The sequence below is a fragment of the Pseudomonas sp. NPDC008258 genome (genome assembly GCF_042956345.1).
Taxonomy (GTDB): Bacteria; Pseudomonadota; Gammaproteobacteria; order Pseudomonadales; family Pseudomonadaceae; genus Aquipseudomonas.
The window spans coordinates 74,483-94,711 of sequence record NZ_JBIBGE010000009.1; the positions used below are offsets into that span (position 1 = coordinate 74,483).

Genomic DNA, 20,229 nt, shown 5'->3' on the forward strand with positions numbered 1-20,229 from the left:
ATCAGCTACCTGGCACCCGCAGCCCGATGTGCACGCTGCCATCGGGGCCGCGGCTCAGGCTCACCGGCAGGATACGCGGCAGCAGATCGAGCAGGGTTTCGACATTGCGAGTGTCGAACGTGCCGGTGATCGAAAGGTCAGCCAGGCCTTGGCCTTCCAGCTCGATCACAGCAACGCGGTAGCGCTGGATCTGCGCCAGGGCTTGCGACAGCGGCGTGCGGGCGAACACCAGGCGCTGGCGTTGCCAGGCCGTGATCCGTTCCAGGTCGGCGGCTGCCAGCGGTTGCAGCCGGCCCTGCTCTACCCTCACCTGCTGCCCAGGCGCCAGGTGCAGCTGTTGCGCCGGGTTGGCCGTGGCTTGCACCGCCACTTTGCCGCGCAGCAACGCCACCTCTAGCATGTCAGCACCACGCAGCACATTGAAGCGGGTGCCGAGCACGCTTATCTTCGCAACTCCGGAGTGCACCTGGAATGGCCGGAACACGGCCTTGCTGACGTCGAACAGTGCCTGCCCCTGTTGCAACTCGACGCGGCGCGAACGCAAGTGCCAGCTCACGCTTAGCCGGGTGCCACTGTCCATCTCGACCTGGCTGCCATCGGCCAGCGCCAGCAGCCGTCGCTCGCCCACGGCACTGGCGTAATGCTCGCTGTGATAGCTGGGGTCGAGCCAGGCCAGGCCTGCGCCAAGCAGCACCACCAGCCCGCTGGCCAGCAACGCCTTGCGCGGTTTGCGCGGCTTGGGCTCGGGCATCGGGAAACGCTCGCGCAGCGCCTCGCGGTGGCGCGCCAGGGCTTGCTCTTCGGCGGACGTTGGCGGCTGGGGTGGGGTTGACTGCTCATTGGCCTACCTGTTGACGGTCCAGATGCACGCGGCAGGCCGCCAAGCCAAGCCGCAGGTGCTTCTCCACGGTTTTCAGGGAAATCCCCATGCGTGCGGAAACTTCGGCCTGGGGCATTTCGTGGATCTTGTGCATGACGAATACCATCTGGCAACGCTCGGGCAAGCGGCTGATGGCGTCGGCGAGCAATTCGAACTCCCGTGCCGCCTCGTACTGCTGGGCGGGTGCCGGCGCTGGGCATACGGCATCCAGCAGCTCGGGCATTTCACCGACCCAAGCCCGGCGCCGCCGCTCGCTGCGGTAACAGCTTACCGCCTGGTCGTGGGAGATTTTACGCAACAGCGCCAGGGGCGTGCGCACCTGCTCCTTCTCGCGCTTTTCCAGCAGTTGCACACACATCGTGCACCACCTCACGGGCAAAGATGCGGTCACCGAAGCGGCGACGCACGTGATCCACCAGCTCATCGTAGTGACGAACCAAGGTGCTGAGCAGCATGGGCCGCAGCATTCCGTGCTGGTCTAGAACAGTTTCGCCAATCGAACCTGAATGATGGCGTCAGTCTTGAAACCACCCTCGGTATAGATGTCGCGCCCAATCATCCCCTGTGCCTGGAGTGTGGGGGTTATGAATGTGTCGGCAAAAAGTCGCAGCTGATCATTGCGAGTCTTGGTGCCGGTATAGATATTCCCTAGCGAGCGTTCGCCACCAAACCGCCCGGAGTACCCCACACTGAAAGACGTGCCTGGCGAGGGTTTGTAGGTAAGGTACGTTTGAATCTGGGCAGCAGGCTCGCTCGAATCCTTCATAACGCCTTCGTTCGCGCTTTCACGCCATACCACATCGACGATCGCGTTCAGGTAGAAATTACCGCCCAGTCCCTGTATCAAGCCAATCTGTGGTGTGATGGCCCAGCCACCATCACCCAAGCTAACCTTACTGGAATCGTGGTTGCCGGTCGGTGTAGTTATGAACAGTGAAAGCCCGAGTGTCGTGCCGGTCAGCTCGGCAGATGCAAGGGGGTAAAAGGTCGAGCCAAGAGTCAGGTCCCCTAAGCCCTCCGCAGTGGCCTGGTGTATCCCGCCCACCTTGGCGGTGGGAAAACCACCAAATGGGACGAAGAACTGGAAAGATACTCTCATGCCACCGATTGACTTGTAGTAAACGCTCCTGAAAATTCCCAACGCTGACTCAAACTCTGAATTGCGCACTTCTCCGGCGCCATCGGCCGAGAAGGTTCGGGAATGCTGATACTGTCCATAGAGCACGGTAACATTCGTGTTATCGCCAAGCCACGCGTAGTCACCGGGCGAACTATCCAGCGCATGTGCGGCGCAAGAAACCATTAACAAAGTGGGTGCAACAGCAATCTTCAATGGATGCATCAGAGTCTGCCTTATTATTTTTGTTGGCGGCCCTAGGGGCTATTTCAAGCCAATCACGCACTCGGTGGAGCGCCGATAAGAGGGAGTTTTATCGGGGTGAGTGCGTTCGGCTGTGCTAACAGGTTATCCCACGGGGACTGGTCGAAGGCCCGATAAATTGCTCAACAGGTTCGACAATCTTGCTGTGTTTTCAAGCTCTAGAGGATGGGGTACAGCACCTCACTGACGGCGGTAGTCTTTCGGATTTTTGCCCGACCAACTCTTGAAGGACGTGGAAAAATGCCGCGAGTTTGGAAAACCCACTGTCTGGGCAATCACCTGAATTGGCAGGCGACTATTGGTGAGCAACGCCGCAGCGGCCAGCAGCCTGCGCTGGATGACGAAGCGATAGGGAGAAGTGCCTAGCGCATTTTTGAAGCATCGGGCAAAGTGAAACTCCGATAGACAAGCTTCCTTCGCCAACTCTTTGAGACCTATTTCTTGGACATAGTTGGCTTCGATATAGTCAAGCACTGCGCGCAGGCGAGCAGGAGAAATCGTTTGTCGCTCATCTCGCTCAAAAGTCTTCCTATCCGCTTCCTCGCAGCCATAAAACTTAAAAAGGTGGTTAGCCAGCGCCGCTTGGGACTGCCCCAGCAACAAGGAATCGATCTGCTTCCCATACAATTCACATTCGGCCAAGAGCATGTTGAAGTAGCTTTCTAGCCAAGCGTCGCGAACCGAGAAGAATGGCTCAACGCTCACATCGCGAGAGGCCGATTGTTTGACTAGTTCAGTCATGACATTGCGGTCGAGATAGATATGAACGACCCGGCATTCACCGGTAATTTCCCACTCGGTGCCGTCGCAGGGAATGAAGGTCAGCGTCTTCGGATCTGAGTGTCCCGCAACCCGCTGCCCTCGTTCAAATTTATTTACTTGCGTTGAACCACTTTCGTGAAAACACAAGATCTGCTGTGCGGCGTTATGGACGGGAAGCCAGCAGTCCTTGTGACGCCAGCGCGCAGCAAGAATATCTTGTCGCTCGTTGTGGAACAGGTTCAGCGGCTGCTCACGGTTGGCTTGCGAGATCAGCTCAGGACAAGGGCGAAGGCGGTTTGCGTTCATCGTCGTTCAACCTCGCCAGCAATACTTCACATCCTTGATCGTGCTGGGCAGCGCTATATTTGAATTGATTAAACGGCTGGGAGAACCTTGAAAGAGTGTTAGCCTGCCCGGTCACCACCGACGCTAACATAGCGTCAGTGGCAGCGGAACAGCTGATGATCACCATCGATCAGGTGCTGGTGCCACCGTCGATGCTGTAAATCGCACCGTTGACGAAAGACGCTTCGTCCGAGAGCAGCCAGGCGACGACATTAGCGATCTCTTCAGGTGTACCGAAACGCCCTAGCGGAATGCGCGACAACAGCTGGCTTCGAATCGCCTCCCTGTCTGTCGATCCGCTCCACTGTACCTGCAGGCTCTCGATCATGCGGGTAGCGATCTGGCCAGGCGCAATAGCATTGACTCGAATACCATGAGGCGCAGCCTCAATAGCGCTAGTCTTGGTTAGTCCCACCACCGCGTGCTTGCTGGCCACATACGGGCCCAATCGAGCAACACCACGGATGCCAGCTTCGCTGGCGGTATTGACGATGGCCCCTCGTCCTTGCCGGTACATGTGGGGAAGCACTGCTCGGGTTCCGAGGTAGACGCTGTTGACGTTGATCTCCATGACCCGTCGGAAGACTTCCGGGTCACTCTCATTCAACAGTTCTGCACGGCCCTCGATCCCGGCATTGTTGTGCAAATAGTCAATGCGCCCAAAGGCGTTCAAGGCCGCTTGAACGTAACTCTCGACACCCTCAGGGTTTGCAACATCGGCATGCACAGCCACGCACCCATCCCCGATCTCCTCCGCCAGGGCGTGCACTTTATCCGCATCAACATCCACGGCCACCACCAAGATTCCCCGAGAGGCCAGCTTGCGAACGGTGGCGGCGCCGATACCCTGGGCCGCACCGGTGACAATGGCAACGTCTTGGCCAGGATTCAGATTTTTATCCATGCTGCACTCCTCGTTCGCCCGCAGGCAGTTGTAGGTCAGTCGAGCCGTGGGCGTAATCGATTAGTTGCACATCCCTAGCGGCATTGTTGTCTCGTGCCAGGTAGTAATGCAGGCGAGCGTCAGCGACTACTGCAAGTTGCCCGTCCGGCATGTAGCCCCCGATCGGTCCGTCGAACATTGCTAACATCAGGCAGCCGGTATCTGTGGTGAAGGGTTGGTGCACCGTCCCCGCGGTTTCCACGGTGAAGGTATTGGGTAGGCCAAAATCCGGCAGGCGCTCACCATTGATAACTACATGGCCGTCGCCGTAGTAGAAGCCACCCTCCAGGATGTAAACCTGCAAGTTGCCGATGTGCCAGTGTGAGGTCGCCATGACATTCGGGTCGACCTGAAGCAGCAGGGTGAAGCTGCCAGTCGCCAAATTGCAGTAGAGCAACTTGAAGCGGGTACCCGGCATCAGCCAGTCGGTCCAAGGGATGTCAGCGGGCGCGTGGAACTCGCGCCTACCCTCCTTGGGAGTATTGCCGGGGCTATTCATCCAGTAGGTCGGGCCGCGCAACGACGCAGTCGCATCAGGCGGTGGGTTTTGGGTCGTACTGTCCATAGGGAATGGCTCTCCAGAACGGTTTTTCAGGCAGCCGCTGTCCGTTTAGCAAACGATACAGACGGCGGGGTGAGGAAAGTAGCGTTCAGGCGATGGTGTAGCCGCCGTCGACCAGGTGCAGTGACCCGGTAATAAATCGCGCATCGTCGCTGCCCAGGAATGCAACATTGGCAGCAATATCCTCTGGAGATGCGGTACCAGCCAGGGCGTGACGACTGGCGAGGTGACTCCAACTGTCATCATCGGGAATGGCAGCAGCGGTGAAGCCGGTCCGCACGAACGACGGACCAATGGCATTGACCCGGATGCCTTGGCTACCGTAGTCCAGAGCTGCGCCCTTGGTCAGCCCGACGACGGCGTGCTTGCTCGCGACATAAGGTGCGATACCGGGCATCGCGACCGCGCCCATGATCGACGCGATATTGATGATCGACCCGCCGCCTTGGCGCAGCATCTGAGTGATTTGCGCCTGCATGCCATAAAACACGCTGTCGACGTTCAATCGCTGTACCTGCTCCCAGCTCTGCAGGGAACAGGTGGCCAGCGGCGCCATTTCCCCGCCCACACCGGCGTTATTCACAGCCACATCAAGTCGGCCGAACTGTTCAGCCACCTCTGCTACCAACTGTGCAAACGCCAGGCGATCCCCGACATCAAGCGGGAGGCAATGAATCTTCAAATTGCTATCGGCTGTTGCCGGAAACGCCGCCGCAAGCCTTTCATCATCGAGGTCCGTCGCCACCACCAGGGCACCTTCGCTCGCCAGTCGCAACGTGATGGCTTTACCCAGGCCACCAGCGGCCCCTGTCACCAAGACTACTTTGTCAGCATATCTGTGCATGCTTGTCCCCTCAGCAGTGAACGTATTCAGCTACGCCATGGGCTTCAGCGAGCGACAGCATACTGCGCCCGTCCACGATACCGGCAACTGAACCGTCTTCCCCAAGACCAGCAATTGGGCCTTCAAACACGCAGAGGAGCACACAACCGACTTCGGTTTTGGGCTGATGGATGTCACCTGCTGGCTCGAACATGTAGTCGCCGGTGGTGCCGACATTCGACTTGTCGTAGTAGATGTCGCCTGAGAGGACGATGAGCTCGATCGCGCCCAGGTGATGGTGGACAGGTGCCACTGTGCCCGGTGCCACACGCAACAGGCAGGTGAAGCCCCCACTACGATTGTTGACGCTGAGCAGCTTGTACTCGACACCCTCCATGACCCAAGGCCTCCAAGGCCTATGCTCAAGATTTTCGAATTTTGGGTAAGGCAACGTAACGCGCTGGTGTGCCAGACTTTCAACGAGCTGTACGGCGAGTTTTCCGTTCATAAACCGCATCCCCACTTCTTGTTGTTGATGTAAGAGGTGCGGTGACTTTGGGTTCGCTTGAGGTGAGAGTAAACCTCCTCACCGCCAATGGAGCAGGATCGTGTACCTATTGCGCAAGAACTGTCCTGTTTCCGGATCCTTGCTCACCTTCTGCCTTGCTCAAGTAACTATCGGTGGCCATGCATGGGCACTGTTTTCAAGCCGCACTCAGTCATTGAACAGCTAAACGCCATCGGTTCTGCTTGTGGATCTGGCCATATCAAGGTCTACGGGCAGGCTCAGCTTCAAAAACACCGCCCCAGCCGCTGCAACCAAGATATGCGCCAGCACAGCAACAGGCTCACGCCCAAGCCACAAGGAGCCAGGGCCAGCACCCAGAACAACGTCCCCATCGCCAGCCCCAGGCCGGCCTGTCCCACCAGCCATGCCAGGCCCGATGCCATCAGCGCTGACAGGCGAAGCGCCCGTGTACCGGGGAACGCATGCGGCTGCATCACCTGCCGCCAATGGCCGGCCTGACTCAGGGCCAGCAACGCCAGGCCCAGCACCTGCAGGCTCAGCCCCACCCCGCTCGCCAACCACTCAGGCATCCTTGACCTCCACCTTGCGCACAGCTGCGGCGCGCCTGCGCAGGCGCCAGCCCACTCCGCCGGCAACCAGGGTGCAGGCCAGCAGTGCCAGATCGACACCGGCCACCGCCCACAAGCCCTGGCTAAGCGCTCTCCACAGATGATCGCCCGTACTCCAGGCGTTCGACAGCACGGCCAGCAGCGCCAGCACGCTGATCGCCATGCACTGCGCCGCCCACGGCGCACGGGCCTGCGTACAACGGCTAATCACCCACAGCGCGTGCAGCCCGGCCAGCAGCCAGGCAGCAAAGAACACCCGCACCTCCCACTCGGCACGTCCGCTCAAGGCCGACGGCAGCCAGCGGTTGGCCACCAGCATGGCCAAGGTGGCCAGGGGCATACCAGTTATCAGCACACTGCACAACAGCGTCACCGACATCCCGCCCTGCTCCCGGGCAGGCTGCTGCAGGCGGCGCTTGGCCAGCCAGTAAAGCAGGCCGCTGGCGAGCATCACGCAACCGCTAAGGCCTGCAAAGAAGTACAGGGCGCGCAAGACGGGCTGATGGAAGTGTGCTACGTGCAGCCCGGCCAGCACATCCAGGGTTGCGGCCGCTGGCGGCAGCCGCGATTCATGCAGTAGCCGTGCGTTGGCGCCGTCGAAGTACAGGGTCTGGCCATCCAGGCTCAGGCGGTCAGCCAGACTGCGGCTGACCTCGACATAGGCATTGGCGTCACCGGGATGCCATACCCTGAGGAACGCTGGCACACCGCTGCCCCAATACTGACGGGCCTGGGCCAGCATGCCGTCAAGCGAGGCCATTGCCCCTGGGGTGCCCGCCGCCGGGCGGCTGTAGGCGGAGTTGGCCTGCACAGCGAACTGCCCGGCCTGGCCTGGATACAGCGCATCGATGGCCGCCGGCAGGCACAGCGGGAACAGGATCAGCAGGCCGCTTAGCAGGATCAGCGCATGAAACGGCAACGCGAACACACCGGACAGGTTGTGCAGGTCGAGCAACCGGCGAGGGGTCTTGTCGACACGCAAGGTGAACAAGTCCTGGAACAGCCGCGCATGGATGCACACGCCAGCGATCAGGGCGATCAGCCCGACCATCGCGGCCAAGCCCAACAGCCGGGCACCGAGGTTCCAGGCATGGATGTTCAAGGTGTAATGAAGACGGTAGAAAAAGTCGCCGCCACGGCTACCGGGGGCGGCCAGAACGCCGTCGCTGCCAGGCAGCAGGAAGCGGCTGAAGCCTTCCCGCTCGACGCTCCAGGCCTGGAAGCGCAGCAGCGGGCGGCGCGCGTCGGGCAATTCGACGTACCACTGCAGCAGCGCCTTGCCCTCGCTCAGGGCAGCCACCCGTGGCAGCACCTGCTCGTCCAGCGACAGCGGCGCAGGTGCCACCCGCAGCGCCGGCAGCATCCAGCAGTCCAACTCGCGGTCATACAACGCCAGGCTGCCCATGAAAAACGCAACCAGCAGCAGCGCGGAAAACCCCAGGCCCAGTACCCGGTGCGCCCACAGCATGGCCTGGCGGACATTGTCAAACATCAGCTCGCCCCCGCCAGCGCGCGCAGCGTCGCCAGCATCACCAGCGACACAGCGGTCAGGCACAGGCAGTTGCGCACGAGCCGTCGCGCGCACAACAACCAAAGCATCAGTGGCGGATAGAGCACGAAGGCGGCGATAGAGCTACTCAGCACCGCCTCGCTGGGCGCTTGCCCAAGCCAGGCCAGGGTCAACGCGGCCAGGGCACTGAGTGGCCAGATGAACAGGTAGGCCAGCAGCAAGGCCAGCAGCAGCCACAACCCGCGCCGTCGGCGCCGGACGCTTGCCTTGTGTGACGCCGGTCGTTTCACCCTGTTGTCCTCGTTGCTTCACGGTGTTTCGACGCTCCAACAAACACGGCGCCGCTGCTGTCGCGGGTCAGAACCTGGCGCGCAAGGTCAGCGATACCGCGCGAGGATCACCGAAGATGTTCCCGTCCTGGAAGGTATTGATGCGCTGGTAGTATTTCTTGTTGGTCAGGTTGGTGCCGAGCAGGTCCGCCGACAGGTTCTCGTTGATCTGGTAGCCGATACCTGCGTCGTACAACGCGTAGCCGCTCTGCTGCAGCTTGGTGCCGTCCATGTCGATGCCGGGAACGTACAGTTTGTTGTAGGTTTCGCTGACAACGCTCACACCGCCCTGCACACTCCACCTCTCAAGCTCGCCGGGCAGCTTGTACAGGGACCAGACCCGCAGCATGTTTTTCGGCAGGTAGGTCTGCAACTGCTCGTTGGGGCTGTCGTAACGCTTGTAGGTGTGGGTGAAGTTAGCGGTGATGAACCAGTCAGGCGTCATCTGCCCGCTCACTTCCACCTCGTAGCCACGGGTACGCGCCTTGCCACCGGCCACCACGGCCCGCGAGTTCGGGTCGTTCATGTCGGGGATGGCGCGGTTCTCTTCCTCTATCTGGAAGGCCGCCAGCGAGGCGTTCACCGCGCCGTCGAGGAACTCACCCTTGATGCCGAGCTCATGCTGCTTGCCTTCGATCGGCTCGATGATGTTGTTGTTAATGTCCAGGTTGCTGACCGGCTGCGGGTTGAACACCTCGGCGTAGTTGGCGTACAGCGAATAGTGTTCGTTCAGCTCGTAGATCAGCCCATAGAACGGGGTGAACTTCTGCGACTCGCTCTGGCTGGCCTTTTCCGACGGCGAGCCGGCCTCTGGCTGGTGCTGGCTGCGGTGCATATCGAGCCAGGTGACACGGCCGCCCAGGACCAGGGTCAACGGGTCGGCCAGGCTGATGCGCATGTTGCCGTAGACCGCCTTGGAGCGGGTGTTGGCGACGTTGGTCGGCAGGCGGTCCTCATCGGGGAACGCCGGGTAGCCAAAGTTCGGCTGCGGATCGTAAAGGTCCACATCACCAAGGAAGCTCGAGAAGTAGCCTCCGTTGGAGGAGAACTCCGAACGCGAGTAATTGGTCCCCACCAGCAGCTTGTGTTCACGACCGAACAGGCTGAACGGGCCGTCGGCGTAAAGATCGACTTCGTCCTGTTTCTCGCGGTAGTCGAACATAATCGAGTTCATCGACACCTGGTTGTCGGCCGGGTCGATGCCACCGCCATTACGGGCGTAGGCCTGGGTCAGGTCGTAGTTGTTGTCGGCGTGGCGCACCGCCAGCTTGGTCTTCCAGCCGCCACCGAGCTGATGCTCGAGCTCGGTGAACACCGAAGTGCTCCAGAAGTAGTCGCGGTTCCAGTTGGCGCCGTAGAAGTTCTTGCGCGAGACGTCCGGCAGCGACATGGCCGCCTCGCCGGCGGCGTTGGTGTAGCGAAACGCCGGCAGCGAGCGCTGGGCGCCGCGGATGTCGGTGTTTTGGTTGCTGGCACCAATGGTCCAGACGGTGTCCGGGGTCAGGTCGATGTCGACGATGCCATAGGCCTGGTTCGACTCACGCTTGCCGCTGCCATCGTAGGGGAAGGCCTGGTTGTGCTGGCTGAGCACCAAGCGGCCATGGATGTTGCCGGCCTCGGTCAGCGGACCGGTGACATCGAGCATGCCGCGGTAGTTGTCCCAGGAGCCGGCACTGACTTCGGCCGATACCGCCGCGTCGGCCAACGGACGTTTGCGTATCAGGTTGATGCTACCGCCCGCACCGCCGGCACCGGTCAGGCTGCCGGATGGCCCCTTGAGCACCTCGACGCGGTCGTACATGGTCAGGTCCGGCGACAGGAAGATCCGGTTGTCCATGGTGGTCGGTGTGCCATCCAGCTGCAGCGAGGTGACCTCGAAGCCGCGTGAGAAGAAGCTCAGGCGACTGGCATCGATCCGTTGCACAGTCACCCCGCCCACTTCACCCAGCGCATCCTCGAGGGTATAGAGGTTCTGTTTCTGGATCCGCTCCTGGCCGATCACATTGATCGTCTGCGGTACTTCCCGCAGGTGCAGCGCAACCTTGGTACCCACTGAAAAGGTCGGCGCGCTGGTCTGCATGCCGACGATCGACATCGCTGGCAGCTCGAGCTGCGCGCCGTCTTGCGCCACCGGCAGCAGGTTCCAACTACCGCTCGGCGTGACCTCCAAACGCAGCCCACTCCCCAGCAGCGCCTGATCCATCGCCTGCTGCGTGGTCATCTGGCCGCGTACCGGCTGGGCAGTCTTGCCCTCGATAAGCGCGGGCGATACCGAGAGCACGTTGCCGGTCTCTCGGGCGATACGGGTCAGGGTGCTGCCCAATGGCGCTGCGGGCAGGTCGAAGGTGTGGCTGACCTGTTCGTTCTGGGCGACGGCTTGCCAGGACAGGCAGGCAAGGGCAATGGCAGCAGCCAGGGCATGGGGGCGGAGCGAAGGATGGGGCATGGGGTGTCGGCTCGTATGAGTGATCGTTCATAGTCAGGACACCCGAGATCTGGAACCCCCTCATCGCCTTGCAAAAAAATGTTATTTCACATCTATCCGCGTCAGCCAGAAGCCCAGGGTGTCGACCCGGATCGGCAGCGTCTCACCCAGCGACGCCAGGGTGCGCTCGATGTCGTCCACCAGGAAGGTGCCGAACACCCGGACCTGAGCAGCTTGCGGGCTGATGCGCAGCAGGCCTCCGTAATACGGGCGCAAGGCCTCCACCAACTCGCCCAAGGGTTCGTCCCGGGCTTCGATCCGTCCGTGTACCCAGTCATCGCGAGTACGCATCGACGGCGCCACTGCCATGCTGCCACGCCGGTCGAAGGCGAACGCCTGGCCCGCCTCCACCCGCCGGGCGCTACCATCGGCGGTGCTGAGCAGCACGCTGTGCTGCTGAACCGATACCAGGCAGCGCTCAGACTCCTGGCGCACCATGAAACGGGTACCCAACGCACGCACCTCGCCATGGGCCGTGGCAACGATCAGCGGCCGCGCGAGATCAGGCTCCACCTGCACCTGAAGATCACCCGCGCGCAGCACTACCCGGCGTTGCTGCGTGTCGAACCGGATATCGGCCGCACTCCGCGCGTTTAGACTCAGACGGCTACCATCGGCGAGCTGCAGGGTCTTGCGCTCGCCAGTGGCGGTACGGGCGTCGGCCAGCAGGTCGGCCACCGGGGCCAGCCGGTTGAGCACGCTGACGCTACCGGCCCCCAGCAGTAACAGTGCCAAGCCCTTGCCCAGTAGCTGGCGTCGCGGAGGGTTGGCCAGCGCGCGCAAGGCGCGACTGGCTACCTGCGCCTGGCCGGGCAACCCCTGAAGGTTGGCAAGCGCGCTATCCAGCACACCGTTCACCCGCTGCCACGCCAGCCGATTTTCCGCGCAGTGAGCGTGCCAATGCTCGAACGCCAGATGCGCGGGGTCGCTGGCGGGTAGGTGCTCCAAGCGCAGCATCCAGTCGATGGCCTCGTGCAGGGCTTGCTCAAGGGGTTGGAAGGTCATGCGTCAGCGACGCTCAGGCAGTGCAGGAATGCCTGGCGCAGGTCGCGCTCAACAGTGGCGATGGAAATGTCCAGTTGCCGGGCGATCTGCGGCTGCGGCAGGCCATCCAGGCGACTGAGAATGAACACATGGCGCACCCGAAGTGGCAGACCGTGCAGCATTTGGTCGATCTGAATCAGCGCCTCGTGCACCAGCGCGAGCTCTTCCTCGGAGGGCGCATAGGCCTCCATGAAGTTGGCCAATTCTTCCAGATACGCCCTTTCCAGCGATCGACGACGAAACAGGTTGCTGATCAGGCGCCGTGCGACAGTGGCAAGAAAGGCGCGCGGCTCCTCAATGGCGACCGGCTGCGGCGCTCGCATAACCCTCAGGAAGGTGTCTTGGGCCAGATCGGCGGCGTCGTGTGGACATTGCAGCCGACGAAAGAGCCAAGCCCTTAGCCAGCGATGGTTGGTGCCGTAGAACTCGGAGAACGCATCTTTGACGGGTTGGTAATCTGCCACGACGACACCGCGCTAATGATATTTCTTCTCATTATTATCTTCCATACAGGGTTTATACAACCACCATTGTCACACACAATCCACCATCCCAAATCGCATCACTTTACCCGGCTGGCATGCTTTCGATTGCAAGTGTATCGACGCTCGCTCATGACCCGTCCGGGTTGACAAGAAATAACTCAGAGAAACAGCCTGCACCTACTTAACGGACTGCGCGAAGCGGCTCACGCGATGCTGCGGGATCACGCTATCGCTCTGACCACCTGAAGTTAGCTGCGGACCTCGAAAGTGTGCCTCAAGGCATCCGCAAACTTCTATCGCCCTCGCTCGCGCAGCCAGCGGACCCGGTCGAGCTAATCGGTGCCGGTGCTCGCATTGCTCTGGTGCACCTGGGCCTTGTGGACCGGCTACCGCGTTTCATGTAGCCCGCTAAGTCAGCGACCCTCATGCCATCGGCACCCGCCGCTCGGTAGCACAAAGGCAAGCGTACAGCTCTCCTAGGGTAGTTCGCATGACCTTCCTGCTAATGCCTGTCAGATTTACGTCACAGCGTTCCGTGCAAGTATGTGGCTTTGAAGATTAAGGCCTTCTTACCCCGCTGTGCCGGTTCTATCCGTTTCCTGTTCGTAAGGCCCGCATGTTGTCTCAGGCCGTGGAGCGGATTGGTCGCGTTGATCAAACCGCACTATCCAAATGCCGGTGGCGGTCGTAAGGCGTATCCCTTGGAAACGATGCTGCGCATTCACTTGCTACAGAACTGGTTTTCGCTGAGCGATCCGGCGATGGAAGAAACGTGGTACGAGATCACTTCGATGCGCCGGTTTGCTCGGCTGAAGCTCAGCCCCCTTGCAATTGCAGGCGTAGGTCTTCTGCCTGATCGCCAAGGTCCCAGAACACTCCAGCGGCTGCGATCAGGCCCTGTTCGACCACCTCTGCCAGCAAGTGTTCATCTGGCGCATGCTGTTTGCAGGACGGGTAGGAGTGCGGCAACCAGACGGTGGGTAGTCCCAGTACATCGGCAAAGCAGTGATTGGGGATCGTGCCACCCAGGTTCGGCAGGATGCTGACGGCCTGCCCAAGGCTCTGGCTGACCGACTTTTGTACGAAACCAACCCAGGGGTGGCGGGGATCCAGTCGAGTGGCCGCGTATCCACCATCGATCTGCACCTGCACGTCTGCAAGACCCAGGCGATCCAGATGCGCACGCAGGTTGCCTTCCAGCGCTTGCCAGTCTGTGCCTTCGACAAAGCGCAACTGGCAGATGGCTTCGGCGCGCCCCGGAATCGCACCGACCGGCTTGACAGTGCTACCGGCTGACAGGCCAACAATTTCCAAAGTGTTGTAACCGAACAATTTCTCGCCAGTGCTCAAGCCTGGCTCGCCCCACCCGGGGTTCAACTGCGGGTCGAAGCTTTCACCACCTACGGGCAAGTCGCGCACCAGCTTGGCCACATGTTCAGGCATGCTAGGAGGGCGCAGGAAGTCTTGCAATAATCGACCTTCGGCACTGACCAGACTACTCACGGCATGGCTGAGCACGACCGCAGGGTTGGTGATGATCCCGCCCCAGTTACCGGAATGTCGCGCGCCATTACCTGTGTCCAAGGCCAGGCGAAACTGACAAACACCCCGCGAGCCCAGAAACAATGTCGGCAGATCATGCCGTACGCGAGGCCCATCGGATGCCAGAAATAGGTCGGCCTTGAGCACGTCGGCGTGGTCACGGCATGCCTGCTCCAGGCCCGGCGAACCCACCTCCTCGCTCATCTCGAAGATGACCTTGAGGTTATAGCCAAGCCGCCCTTGGCGCGCCTGCAGAACGGCCTGCAACGCACCTAAATTTATACAGTGCTGGCCTTTGTTATCGGCGGTGCCTCGACCATAGAGGCGCCCTTCCTTAATGCTGACCTGCCAGGGGCCGGTGCCTTCCTGCCACAGTTCGTCCTGACCGCTGGTGACATCGCCGTGCCCGTAGGTGAGCAAGGTCAGCAGCTCAGCGGACTCTATACGCTCGGCCAGCAACAACGATGGCTTGCCCGGCTGGGGATTTTCGATGATACGGTGCTCAAAGCCCATCTCCTCCAGTTGCGGTGCTATGTCTTCACTCAGGTAAATACGTAGGTACGGCGCACAATCAGGGTTCTGGCTTTCAGTGCGCTGGGCTACCCGACGCTCCAGCGTACGTAAGTAGCCACCGCTCGTGAAATGTTGGCGAGCCAGGTTCAAGGCCTGCTGGCGGCGTTCTGAATCGGTGACGCGTTCTGGGGAAAGCATGAAGTTATCGTCCATAAAATATCTGAATGGAAAGCACCTTGAACGCAAGCGTTACACACTTGCTGGTTATGGGAACAAAGGTTAAATTGCTATCTGACTTGCAACAATTACAATGTAATCAATGCAACCTTGCCTTTATGGCAAGTGTCTGCTGCCCAGTCCTGAGGCACCGTCATGCAAGACCTTCCCCTGCGTTATTTCCACAGCGTTGCCCAGACCGGCTCGTTATCCGCCGCTGCCGAAGAACTGCACGTCGCCGTGTCGGCGGTTAGCCGGCAAATCAGTAACCTGGAGGAATCGCTGGGCTTGCAGCTGTTCGAACGCAGGCCGCGCGGCATGAAGCTCACCGAGCCCGGCGAGCTTCTGCTGACATACGCCAACCGCAATGCCTTGGACATGAAAAACGTGCTCGCTGAAATGCACGGGCTCAGTGCGGTCCAGCAACACAAGATCACCATCGCCTGCCCGGAAGGCATGGCATGGGATTTCCTGCCACGGGTCACCAGCGAGTTTCGCACTATCCATCCGGGTGCCAGCTATGACCTTCAGGTAGTGGATGCAGCCCGCGCCTCGCAACTGGTCAAGGATGGCTTGGCCGATATTGCCCTAACCTACAACCTGACTCCAAGTCAGGGTGTGGAAGTGGCGCTGAGCCATGAAGCACCGATCAGCGCGCTGATGTCCGCCCAACACCCCTTGGCCACGCGGTCGGTACTCAGTGTCGAGGACCTGCGTGACACACGCCTGGCGCTGCCGTATGCCGGCTCGACCATTCGCTATCTGTTCGACATCGCCTGCCACCTCAAGGGCATCAAAGTTGTGCCTACGTATACCAGCCAGTCACTCGGGGTGATCTACACGGTGGTGTGCCATTCCCAGGATATCATCGCACTGTGTGGCGCAATCACGGTGCGCGGGGTCACTGCCCGTGACAACTTGGTATTAGTACCCATGAGCGACCAGCAACTCAGCCAGCGCAGCCTCCAAGTACAAATCATGGCGGGGCGCAAACTGCCGATGCTGGTTCGCCATTTCCTCACTTTTCTCGAGAACCAATTACTGCTCAGCCATCACCAAAAGTTATAGTTGTAGGTAATGATCAGACGGTTTTCTTCGTATTTGTTGCTGTTGCGAGTGTTCACGCCAATATTCATCCAGCTTGCCCCCACACCCTTGAAGAAGCCGTCCTGCACCACATAGGAGAGGATCGAGGTACGCTCGGTTTCATGACTTTGATTGCCAAGGTGAATGTCGTTACCTTCCATCCAGCGCGCCATCCATGTCAGCCCCGGCACACCCATCGCAGCAAAGTCATAGTCATAACGCACCTGCCAGGACCGCTCACCCGGTTTGACGAAAGCCAGGGACGACCAGTTGATCAGGTATGGCGCCGGCGCGTAGCTGTTGAAGGTTGGGAAAATATCCTGGCCCAGCATACGCTGATACCCCGCACCCAGCGTATGTCCACTTTTGGAGACGCTCAACATACTACCGTAGGTGCGGTTGTCGACGCGGCCCGACAACGCCTGGCCTTCTTCCTTATTGTTGTAGTAACGCACGTCACTCTTCAGAGAGTAGCCGCCACCCAGTGGCCTTCTATAACTGATGCCCAGATAATGCTGGCGGTAAATATCTTCCAATTGCGCGTAGAAATAAGTACCCGAGAAATTAGGGGTAACATTGTAACTGGCACCCACGAAGCTCAAACCATCACTACTCTGTGAAGTTTTATCACCCCACAGATAGATATTTTCTGTATTCGACGACTCACGTCCAGCGATGCTCCAGAAACGTCCGGCGGTAAGGGTCAGATCCTTGACCTCCTTGGACTCCAGCAACAGCCCTTGGTAAGTAGTGGCCAACTGGCGCGACGGGTCATAGGACGCCACGGGAAGGAAAGGACGTTGTTCACCGATGCGCAGCTCGGTCTTCGAGTAGAGAATCTTGGCGGTGGCGCTGGCTCTGCCATAGTCAAGCACCGGGCTGCCGTCACTTTGCAGCGGCAGAATACCGTCGGGAGAACGCGCCTGGGTGCCATCGAGGCGATAAGCAAGCTGCCCACCTATGTCGAGACCGAACTGCAGCGGCCCATCGGTGTAACCGGATCTGAATTGCAGGTCGAAACCTTGGGACCAACTGCCGATGCGAGACTTGGGCGCGTTCTCATGCCTGTAATCGCGATCGATCCAGACGTTACGTATCCCCAGCGACAGGTGGCTGTCATCGATCAGGTCGGCACGCACCGAACCGCTCGCCAGTGCGATCACCAGCACCATTTTTCTGCGTTTAAAATTGAAGTTTGACATCGCCATACTCTTGATTGTTTTTGTTGGCAGCCCTGAAGGGCTTTGAATTGGCGGCAAATGGACCTGCAATACAGACATGGGCGCACACTTACGCCACCCAAACAGGTCGGGTAATCCTTGTTAGGCAAGTAGAATGGCCGGCGAGGGATATCGCCGACCGGATAGCGCATCAGTTCAGCTTGATATGACGACGGATACCCAGCAGTGCAATCACGCTCAGGACGCCGGTGATGAACAGGTAATAACTCGGCGCCAGATTGTCGCCACTGGCACTGATCAGCCAGGCCACGACAAAGGGTGTAAAGCTGCCAAAAACCGTAGTGCCAATGTTGTAGCTCAGTGCCATGCCGGTGGCACGGACTTGGGTGGGAAATAGTTCCGACATCAGGGCGGGCAAACCACCGAAATATAATGCCTTCAAGAAGCTCATCCAGAACAGCACTGCTAACAACGCGAACAATGTCGGATTGGCCGCGAGCCAGGAGAAAGCTGGCCAGATAGTCAATACAAAGACGGCAGAGGCCCCCAACATAATGCGCGTACGTCCGAAGACATCGGAAAGATGCCCGATGAACGGCGTCATTACGGTTAATATCAACCCGCTGACCAACGTGCCGGTGTAGCCGATCGACGCTGTGAGACCCAGTTGTTTGACCGCGTAGGTGGGCATGAAAATAATCAGGTAACTTACCGACGTGGACAATACTAGGGCGCCCACCGCCAACAGCATCGGCAGCTTGTGCGAAACAAACAATGTGCTGACCGGTGCATGGCTGCGTTCACTGGCCTTGAACTCACCCGCCTCCTCGATGTGCCGACGGATATAAAGGCCGATCGGGCCAATCAGCAGGCCGAAGAAAAATGGAATACGCCAGCCCCAGCTCTCAAGTTCAGCCGTGGTCAACGTAGTAGTCAGCAGCAGGCCGAACCCTGAGCCCAGCAAGCCGCTCACCCCCTGGCTGGCGAACATGAAGCTGGAAATCAACCCTTTGCGCTCTGGCGCATGCTCAACCAGCAAGGCTGTTGCGCTACCGAACTCGCCTCCGGCCGAAAAGCCCTGGATCAAGCGCGCTAAGAAGATCCCCATCGGCGCGAAAATGCCAATGGCAGCGTAGGTGGGCATCACTGCAATCAGAAAGGTCCCCAGCATCATCAGCCAGATCGACGCCAGCATAGCGGCCTTGCGGCCCACTCGGTCGGCGTAGGAGCCAAGTACCATGGCACCCAGCGGACGAATAAGGTAGGAAACCGCAAACGTACCCAGCGCGAGCAGCAGCGAAACTGTTTCGTCCGTGTTGGGGAAAAACAACTTGGAGATAGTCATGGCAAAGAAGCCGTAGACGATCAGGTCAAACCATTCCAGTGCATTGCCTATGGAAGAGGCAATCACCAGTTTATAGAGTTTCCGGTTAGACATTGGCCGTGGCACAGCCCCGGTCATAGTAGGCGCTATCGTCATTTTTATTAGGCTCCACCGCGTAGTAGGAATTGCCTACACTCTTTTTTGTAGGAAAGTGCCGACAAGGCCAATCGATGGTATGGCCACCCTACCCTTTACACAATTATGCATTTCAGAACATATCCTTGCCCCAGGCGCAAAGGAAATGGCAGCTCGAGAGTGGAAAAGCGCCCATAAAAGGTGCGATTCATCAGTCAACGCCCCCCGGCAGCTGCCTGTGTGACCTGCGCTCCGCAAGTGCGGATGCGTCAGCCTTCACTGACGGTCTGCGGGCGCACCAGATCAAGTATGTTGTCCCGGGACTTGATGCTTTGCAAAATGATGTCCGAGCGGATGTCTGTTACACCGGGAGTGCGGTGCAAATGATTGACGATGAAATCGGTGTAGTGCTTCAGGCTGCGGGCGCGCACGCGCAACAAATAGCTGCTGGCGCCGGTGACAATGTAGGCATCCGCCACTTCCGGCCAGCCTTGCAACACCTCGATGAAGCGTTCGTGCCAACCCTCGACGTCCTGGCGAACATTGATACTGACCATTGCGTGAACTTCGATGCCCAGGCGCTCTGCATCAAAACGCACGCCATAGCCTGCGATGATTCCCTCGCTTTCCAGGGTTCGCAGGCGCCTCAGACAGGCTGACGGCGATAGGGAAACCTTTTCCGCCAGGTCTTGGTTGCTCATGCGCCCGTCGAGGTTCAGGCAGGCGAGAATGCGCAGATCAATGCTATCGAGTTTGACCATTGAAGAATATGCCTCGTAAATTTGTATTATTCGAATAATCTGCGAATACTCAGTCGTTCTGCAATTGATTTCGCAATTTAATTCTGATGGAACGCTTCTATCATTCTCCCAGGTCAACTTGAGAGTGATAACAACAATGAAATCCAGCGATCCGGCCTGGTGGGATCTCAGCCCACCCTTGAGCCCCGCGACACCGACATGGCCCGGGGATACGCCTTTCCAGGAGGAACGTGTCTGGCAGATAGGCCCGCAATGTCCGGTTAATGTGGGGCGAATCACGCTTTCACCACATACCGGCGCTCACGTCGATGCGCCGCTGCACTACAGCGCCGACGGCCTGCCCATTGGCCAAGTCTCACTGGACATCTACATGGGGCCGTGCCGAGTCATTCACTGCCTGCAGAGCGGCTCGCTGGTGGAGCCCGAAGATATTGAAAAGCACCTTGAGGACATCCCACCGCGCGTCCTGTTGCGAACCTATCAAGCCGCGCCTCTGGCCAACTGGGACCCTGACTTCACAGCTGTTGCACCGGCGACCGTGGCCTTGCTGGCCAGTCGAGGCGTTCGGCTGCTGGGCATCGATACACCCTCGCTTGACCCTCAGAGATCTAAAACGATGGACGCCCACGGCACCATCGCGAAGTTTCAAATGGCAATTCTTGAAGGGATCGTCCTGGACCAGATTCCAGAGGGTGACTACGAATTAATCGCCTTGCCCCTCCGCTTTTCTCACCTGGACGCGAGTCCGGTACGTGCTGTGTTACGACCCCTGACAGGAAAATGAG

Annotated in this window: 19 protein-coding genes and 3 pseudogenes; 4 read left to right on the forward strand and 18 right to left on the reverse strand. The window is 59.5% G+C overall.

Features of this window, described 5'->3' with window-relative positions; genetic code table 11:
• Window position 1: 1 nt before the first annotated feature.
• The 14 genes and pseudogenes from ACFY9W_RS09535 to ACFY9W_RS09600 all read right to left on the reverse strand — a co-directional run bounded on the left by ACFY9W_RS09535 (window position 2) and on the right by ACFY9W_RS09600 (window position 12,665).
• Entirely contained in the window at window positions 2–751 is a 750-nt protein-coding gene (locus ACFY9W_RS09535) for a FecR domain-containing protein (protein ID WP_391128906.1), read from the reverse strand.
• An 85-nt stretch (window positions 752–836) separates the two neighbouring features.
• Window positions 837–1,347: pseudogene (locus ACFY9W_RS09540) on the reverse strand (RNA polymerase sigma factor).
• An 11-nt stretch (window positions 1,348–1,358) separates the two neighbouring features.
• Window positions 1,359–2,222, reverse strand: coding sequence for a transporter (locus ACFY9W_RS09545; protein WP_391128908.1), 864 nt, complete (start codon window positions 2,220–2,222; stop codon window positions 1,359–1,361).
• Between the two features lie 219 nt (window positions 2,223–2,441).
• Window positions 2,442–3,329: a helix-turn-helix domain-containing protein gene (locus tag ACFY9W_RS09550; protein WP_391128911.1), complete on the reverse strand. Its 888-nt coding sequence runs from the start codon at window positions 3,327–3,329 to the stop codon at window positions 2,442–2,444.
• A gap of 169 nt (window positions 3,330–3,498) precedes the next feature.
• Window positions 3,499–4,272 carry a glucose 1-dehydrogenase gene (locus tag ACFY9W_RS09555; RefSeq protein WP_391128915.1) on the reverse strand — a complete coding sequence of 258 codons (774 nt, stop codon included), beginning with the start codon at window positions 4,270–4,272 and terminating at the stop codon, window positions 3,499–3,501.
• Window positions 4,265–4,876, reverse strand: a complete 612-nt coding sequence (locus tag ACFY9W_RS09560) for a cupin domain-containing protein (RefSeq protein WP_391128918.1) — start codon at window positions 4,874–4,876, stop codon at window positions 4,265–4,267. The genes ACFY9W_RS09555 and ACFY9W_RS09560 overlap by 8 nt, the downstream gene beginning before the upstream one ends.
• Window positions 4,877–4,961: 85 nt before the next feature.
• Window positions 4,962–5,717 carry an SDR family oxidoreductase gene (locus tag ACFY9W_RS09565; RefSeq protein WP_391128921.1) on the reverse strand — a complete coding sequence of 252 codons (756 nt, stop codon included), beginning with the start codon at window positions 5,715–5,717 and terminating at the stop codon, window positions 4,962–4,964.
• Window positions 5,718–5,727: 10 nt separating this feature from the next.
• Entirely contained in the window at window positions 5,728–6,204 is a 477-nt protein-coding gene (locus ACFY9W_RS09570; protein WP_391128924.1) for a cupin domain-containing protein, read from the reverse strand.
• Window positions 6,205–6,488: 284 nt separating this feature from the next.
• Entirely contained in the window at window positions 6,489–6,794 is a 306-nt protein-coding gene (locus ACFY9W_RS09575) for a DUF3325 family protein (RefSeq protein WP_391128927.1), read from the reverse strand.
• Window positions 6,787–8,325: a PepSY domain-containing protein gene (locus ACFY9W_RS09580; RefSeq protein ID WP_391128929.1), complete on the reverse strand. Its 1,539-nt coding sequence runs from the start codon at window positions 8,323–8,325 to the stop codon at window positions 6,787–6,789. The genes ACFY9W_RS09575 and ACFY9W_RS09580 overlap by 8 nt, the downstream gene beginning before the upstream one ends.
• Window positions 8,325–8,633, reverse strand: a complete 309-nt coding sequence (locus ACFY9W_RS09585; protein ID WP_391128931.1) for a hypothetical protein — start codon at window positions 8,631–8,633, stop codon at window positions 8,325–8,327. The genes ACFY9W_RS09580 and ACFY9W_RS09585 overlap by 1 nt, the downstream gene beginning before the upstream one ends.
• Window positions 8,634–8,700: 67 nt before the next feature.
• Window positions 8,701–11,118, reverse strand: a complete 2,418-nt coding sequence (locus tag ACFY9W_RS09590) for a TonB-dependent siderophore receptor (protein ID WP_391128933.1) — start codon at window positions 11,116–11,118, stop codon at window positions 8,701–8,703.
• An 81-nt stretch (window positions 11,119–11,199) separates the two neighbouring features.
• Window positions 11,200–12,162 (reverse strand): FecR domain-containing protein, encoded by a 963-nt coding sequence (locus ACFY9W_RS09595; protein ID WP_391128936.1) that lies wholly within the window; start codon window positions 12,160–12,162, stop codon window positions 11,200–11,202.
• Entirely contained in the window at window positions 12,159–12,665 is a 507-nt protein-coding gene (locus ACFY9W_RS09600; RefSeq protein ID WP_391128939.1) for a sigma-70 family RNA polymerase sigma factor, read from the reverse strand. Before ACFY9W_RS09600 ends, ACFY9W_RS09595 begins: the two co-directional genes overlap by 4 nt.
• A 230-nt stretch (window positions 12,666–12,895) precedes the next feature.
• Here ACFY9W_RS09600 and ACFY9W_RS09605 point away from each other — a divergent pair.
• Together ACFY9W_RS09605 and ACFY9W_RS09610 are read left to right on the forward strand one after the other, a co-directional pair.
• Window positions 12,896–13,090 (forward strand): annotated as a pseudogene (locus ACFY9W_RS09605) (RAQPRD family integrative conjugative element protein); the annotation flags it as partial.
• Between the two features lie 225 nt (window positions 13,091–13,315).
• Window positions 13,316–13,504 (forward strand): annotated as a pseudogene (locus ACFY9W_RS09610) (transposase); the annotation flags it as partial.
• Here the strand turns inward: ACFY9W_RS09610 and ACFY9W_RS09615 are convergent.
• Window positions 13,503–14,939: a M20/M25/M40 family metallo-hydrolase gene (locus ACFY9W_RS09615; RefSeq protein ID WP_391128942.1), complete on the reverse strand. Its 1,437-nt coding sequence runs from the start codon at window positions 14,937–14,939 to the stop codon at window positions 13,503–13,505. The pseudogene ACFY9W_RS09610 and the gene ACFY9W_RS09615 overlap by 2 nt on opposite strands.
• 174 nt (window positions 14,940–15,113) lie before the next feature.
• Between ACFY9W_RS09615 and ACFY9W_RS09620 the strand changes: the two genes are divergently transcribed.
• A complete protein-coding gene (locus ACFY9W_RS09620; protein ID WP_391128945.1) occupies window positions 15,114–16,025 on the forward strand; it encodes a LysR substrate-binding domain-containing protein in 912 nt (303 codons plus the stop codon).
• Here the strand turns inward: ACFY9W_RS09620 and ACFY9W_RS09625 are convergent.
• The 3 genes from ACFY9W_RS09625 to ACFY9W_RS09635 form a co-directional block, all read right to left on the reverse strand.
• Complete coding sequence (locus tag ACFY9W_RS09625) at window positions 16,010–17,323, reverse strand: OprD family outer membrane porin (protein ID WP_391128948.1); 1,314 nt, start codon at window positions 17,321–17,323, stop codon at window positions 16,010–16,012. The two genes, ACFY9W_RS09620 and ACFY9W_RS09625, sit on opposite strands and share 16 nt — an antisense overlap.
• A 91-nt stretch (window positions 17,324–17,414) precedes the next feature.
• Window positions 17,415–18,662 carry an MFS transporter gene (locus ACFY9W_RS09630; protein ID WP_391128951.1) on the reverse strand — a complete coding sequence of 416 codons (1,248 nt, stop codon included), beginning with the start codon at window positions 18,660–18,662 and terminating at the stop codon, window positions 17,415–17,417.
• A gap of 290 nt (window positions 18,663–18,952) precedes the next feature.
• Window positions 18,953–19,444, reverse strand: a complete 492-nt coding sequence (locus tag ACFY9W_RS09635; protein ID WP_391128954.1) for an Lrp/AsnC ligand binding domain-containing protein — start codon at window positions 19,442–19,444, stop codon at window positions 18,953–18,955.
• Between the two features lie 136 nt (window positions 19,445–19,580).
• Between ACFY9W_RS09635 and kynB the strand changes: the two genes are divergently transcribed.
• Window positions 19,581–20,228, forward strand: coding sequence for an arylformamidase (kynB, locus tag ACFY9W_RS09640; RefSeq protein WP_391128957.1), 648 nt, complete (start codon window positions 19,581–19,583; stop codon window positions 20,226–20,228).
• The last annotated feature ends 1 nt before the right edge of the window (window position 20,229 follow it).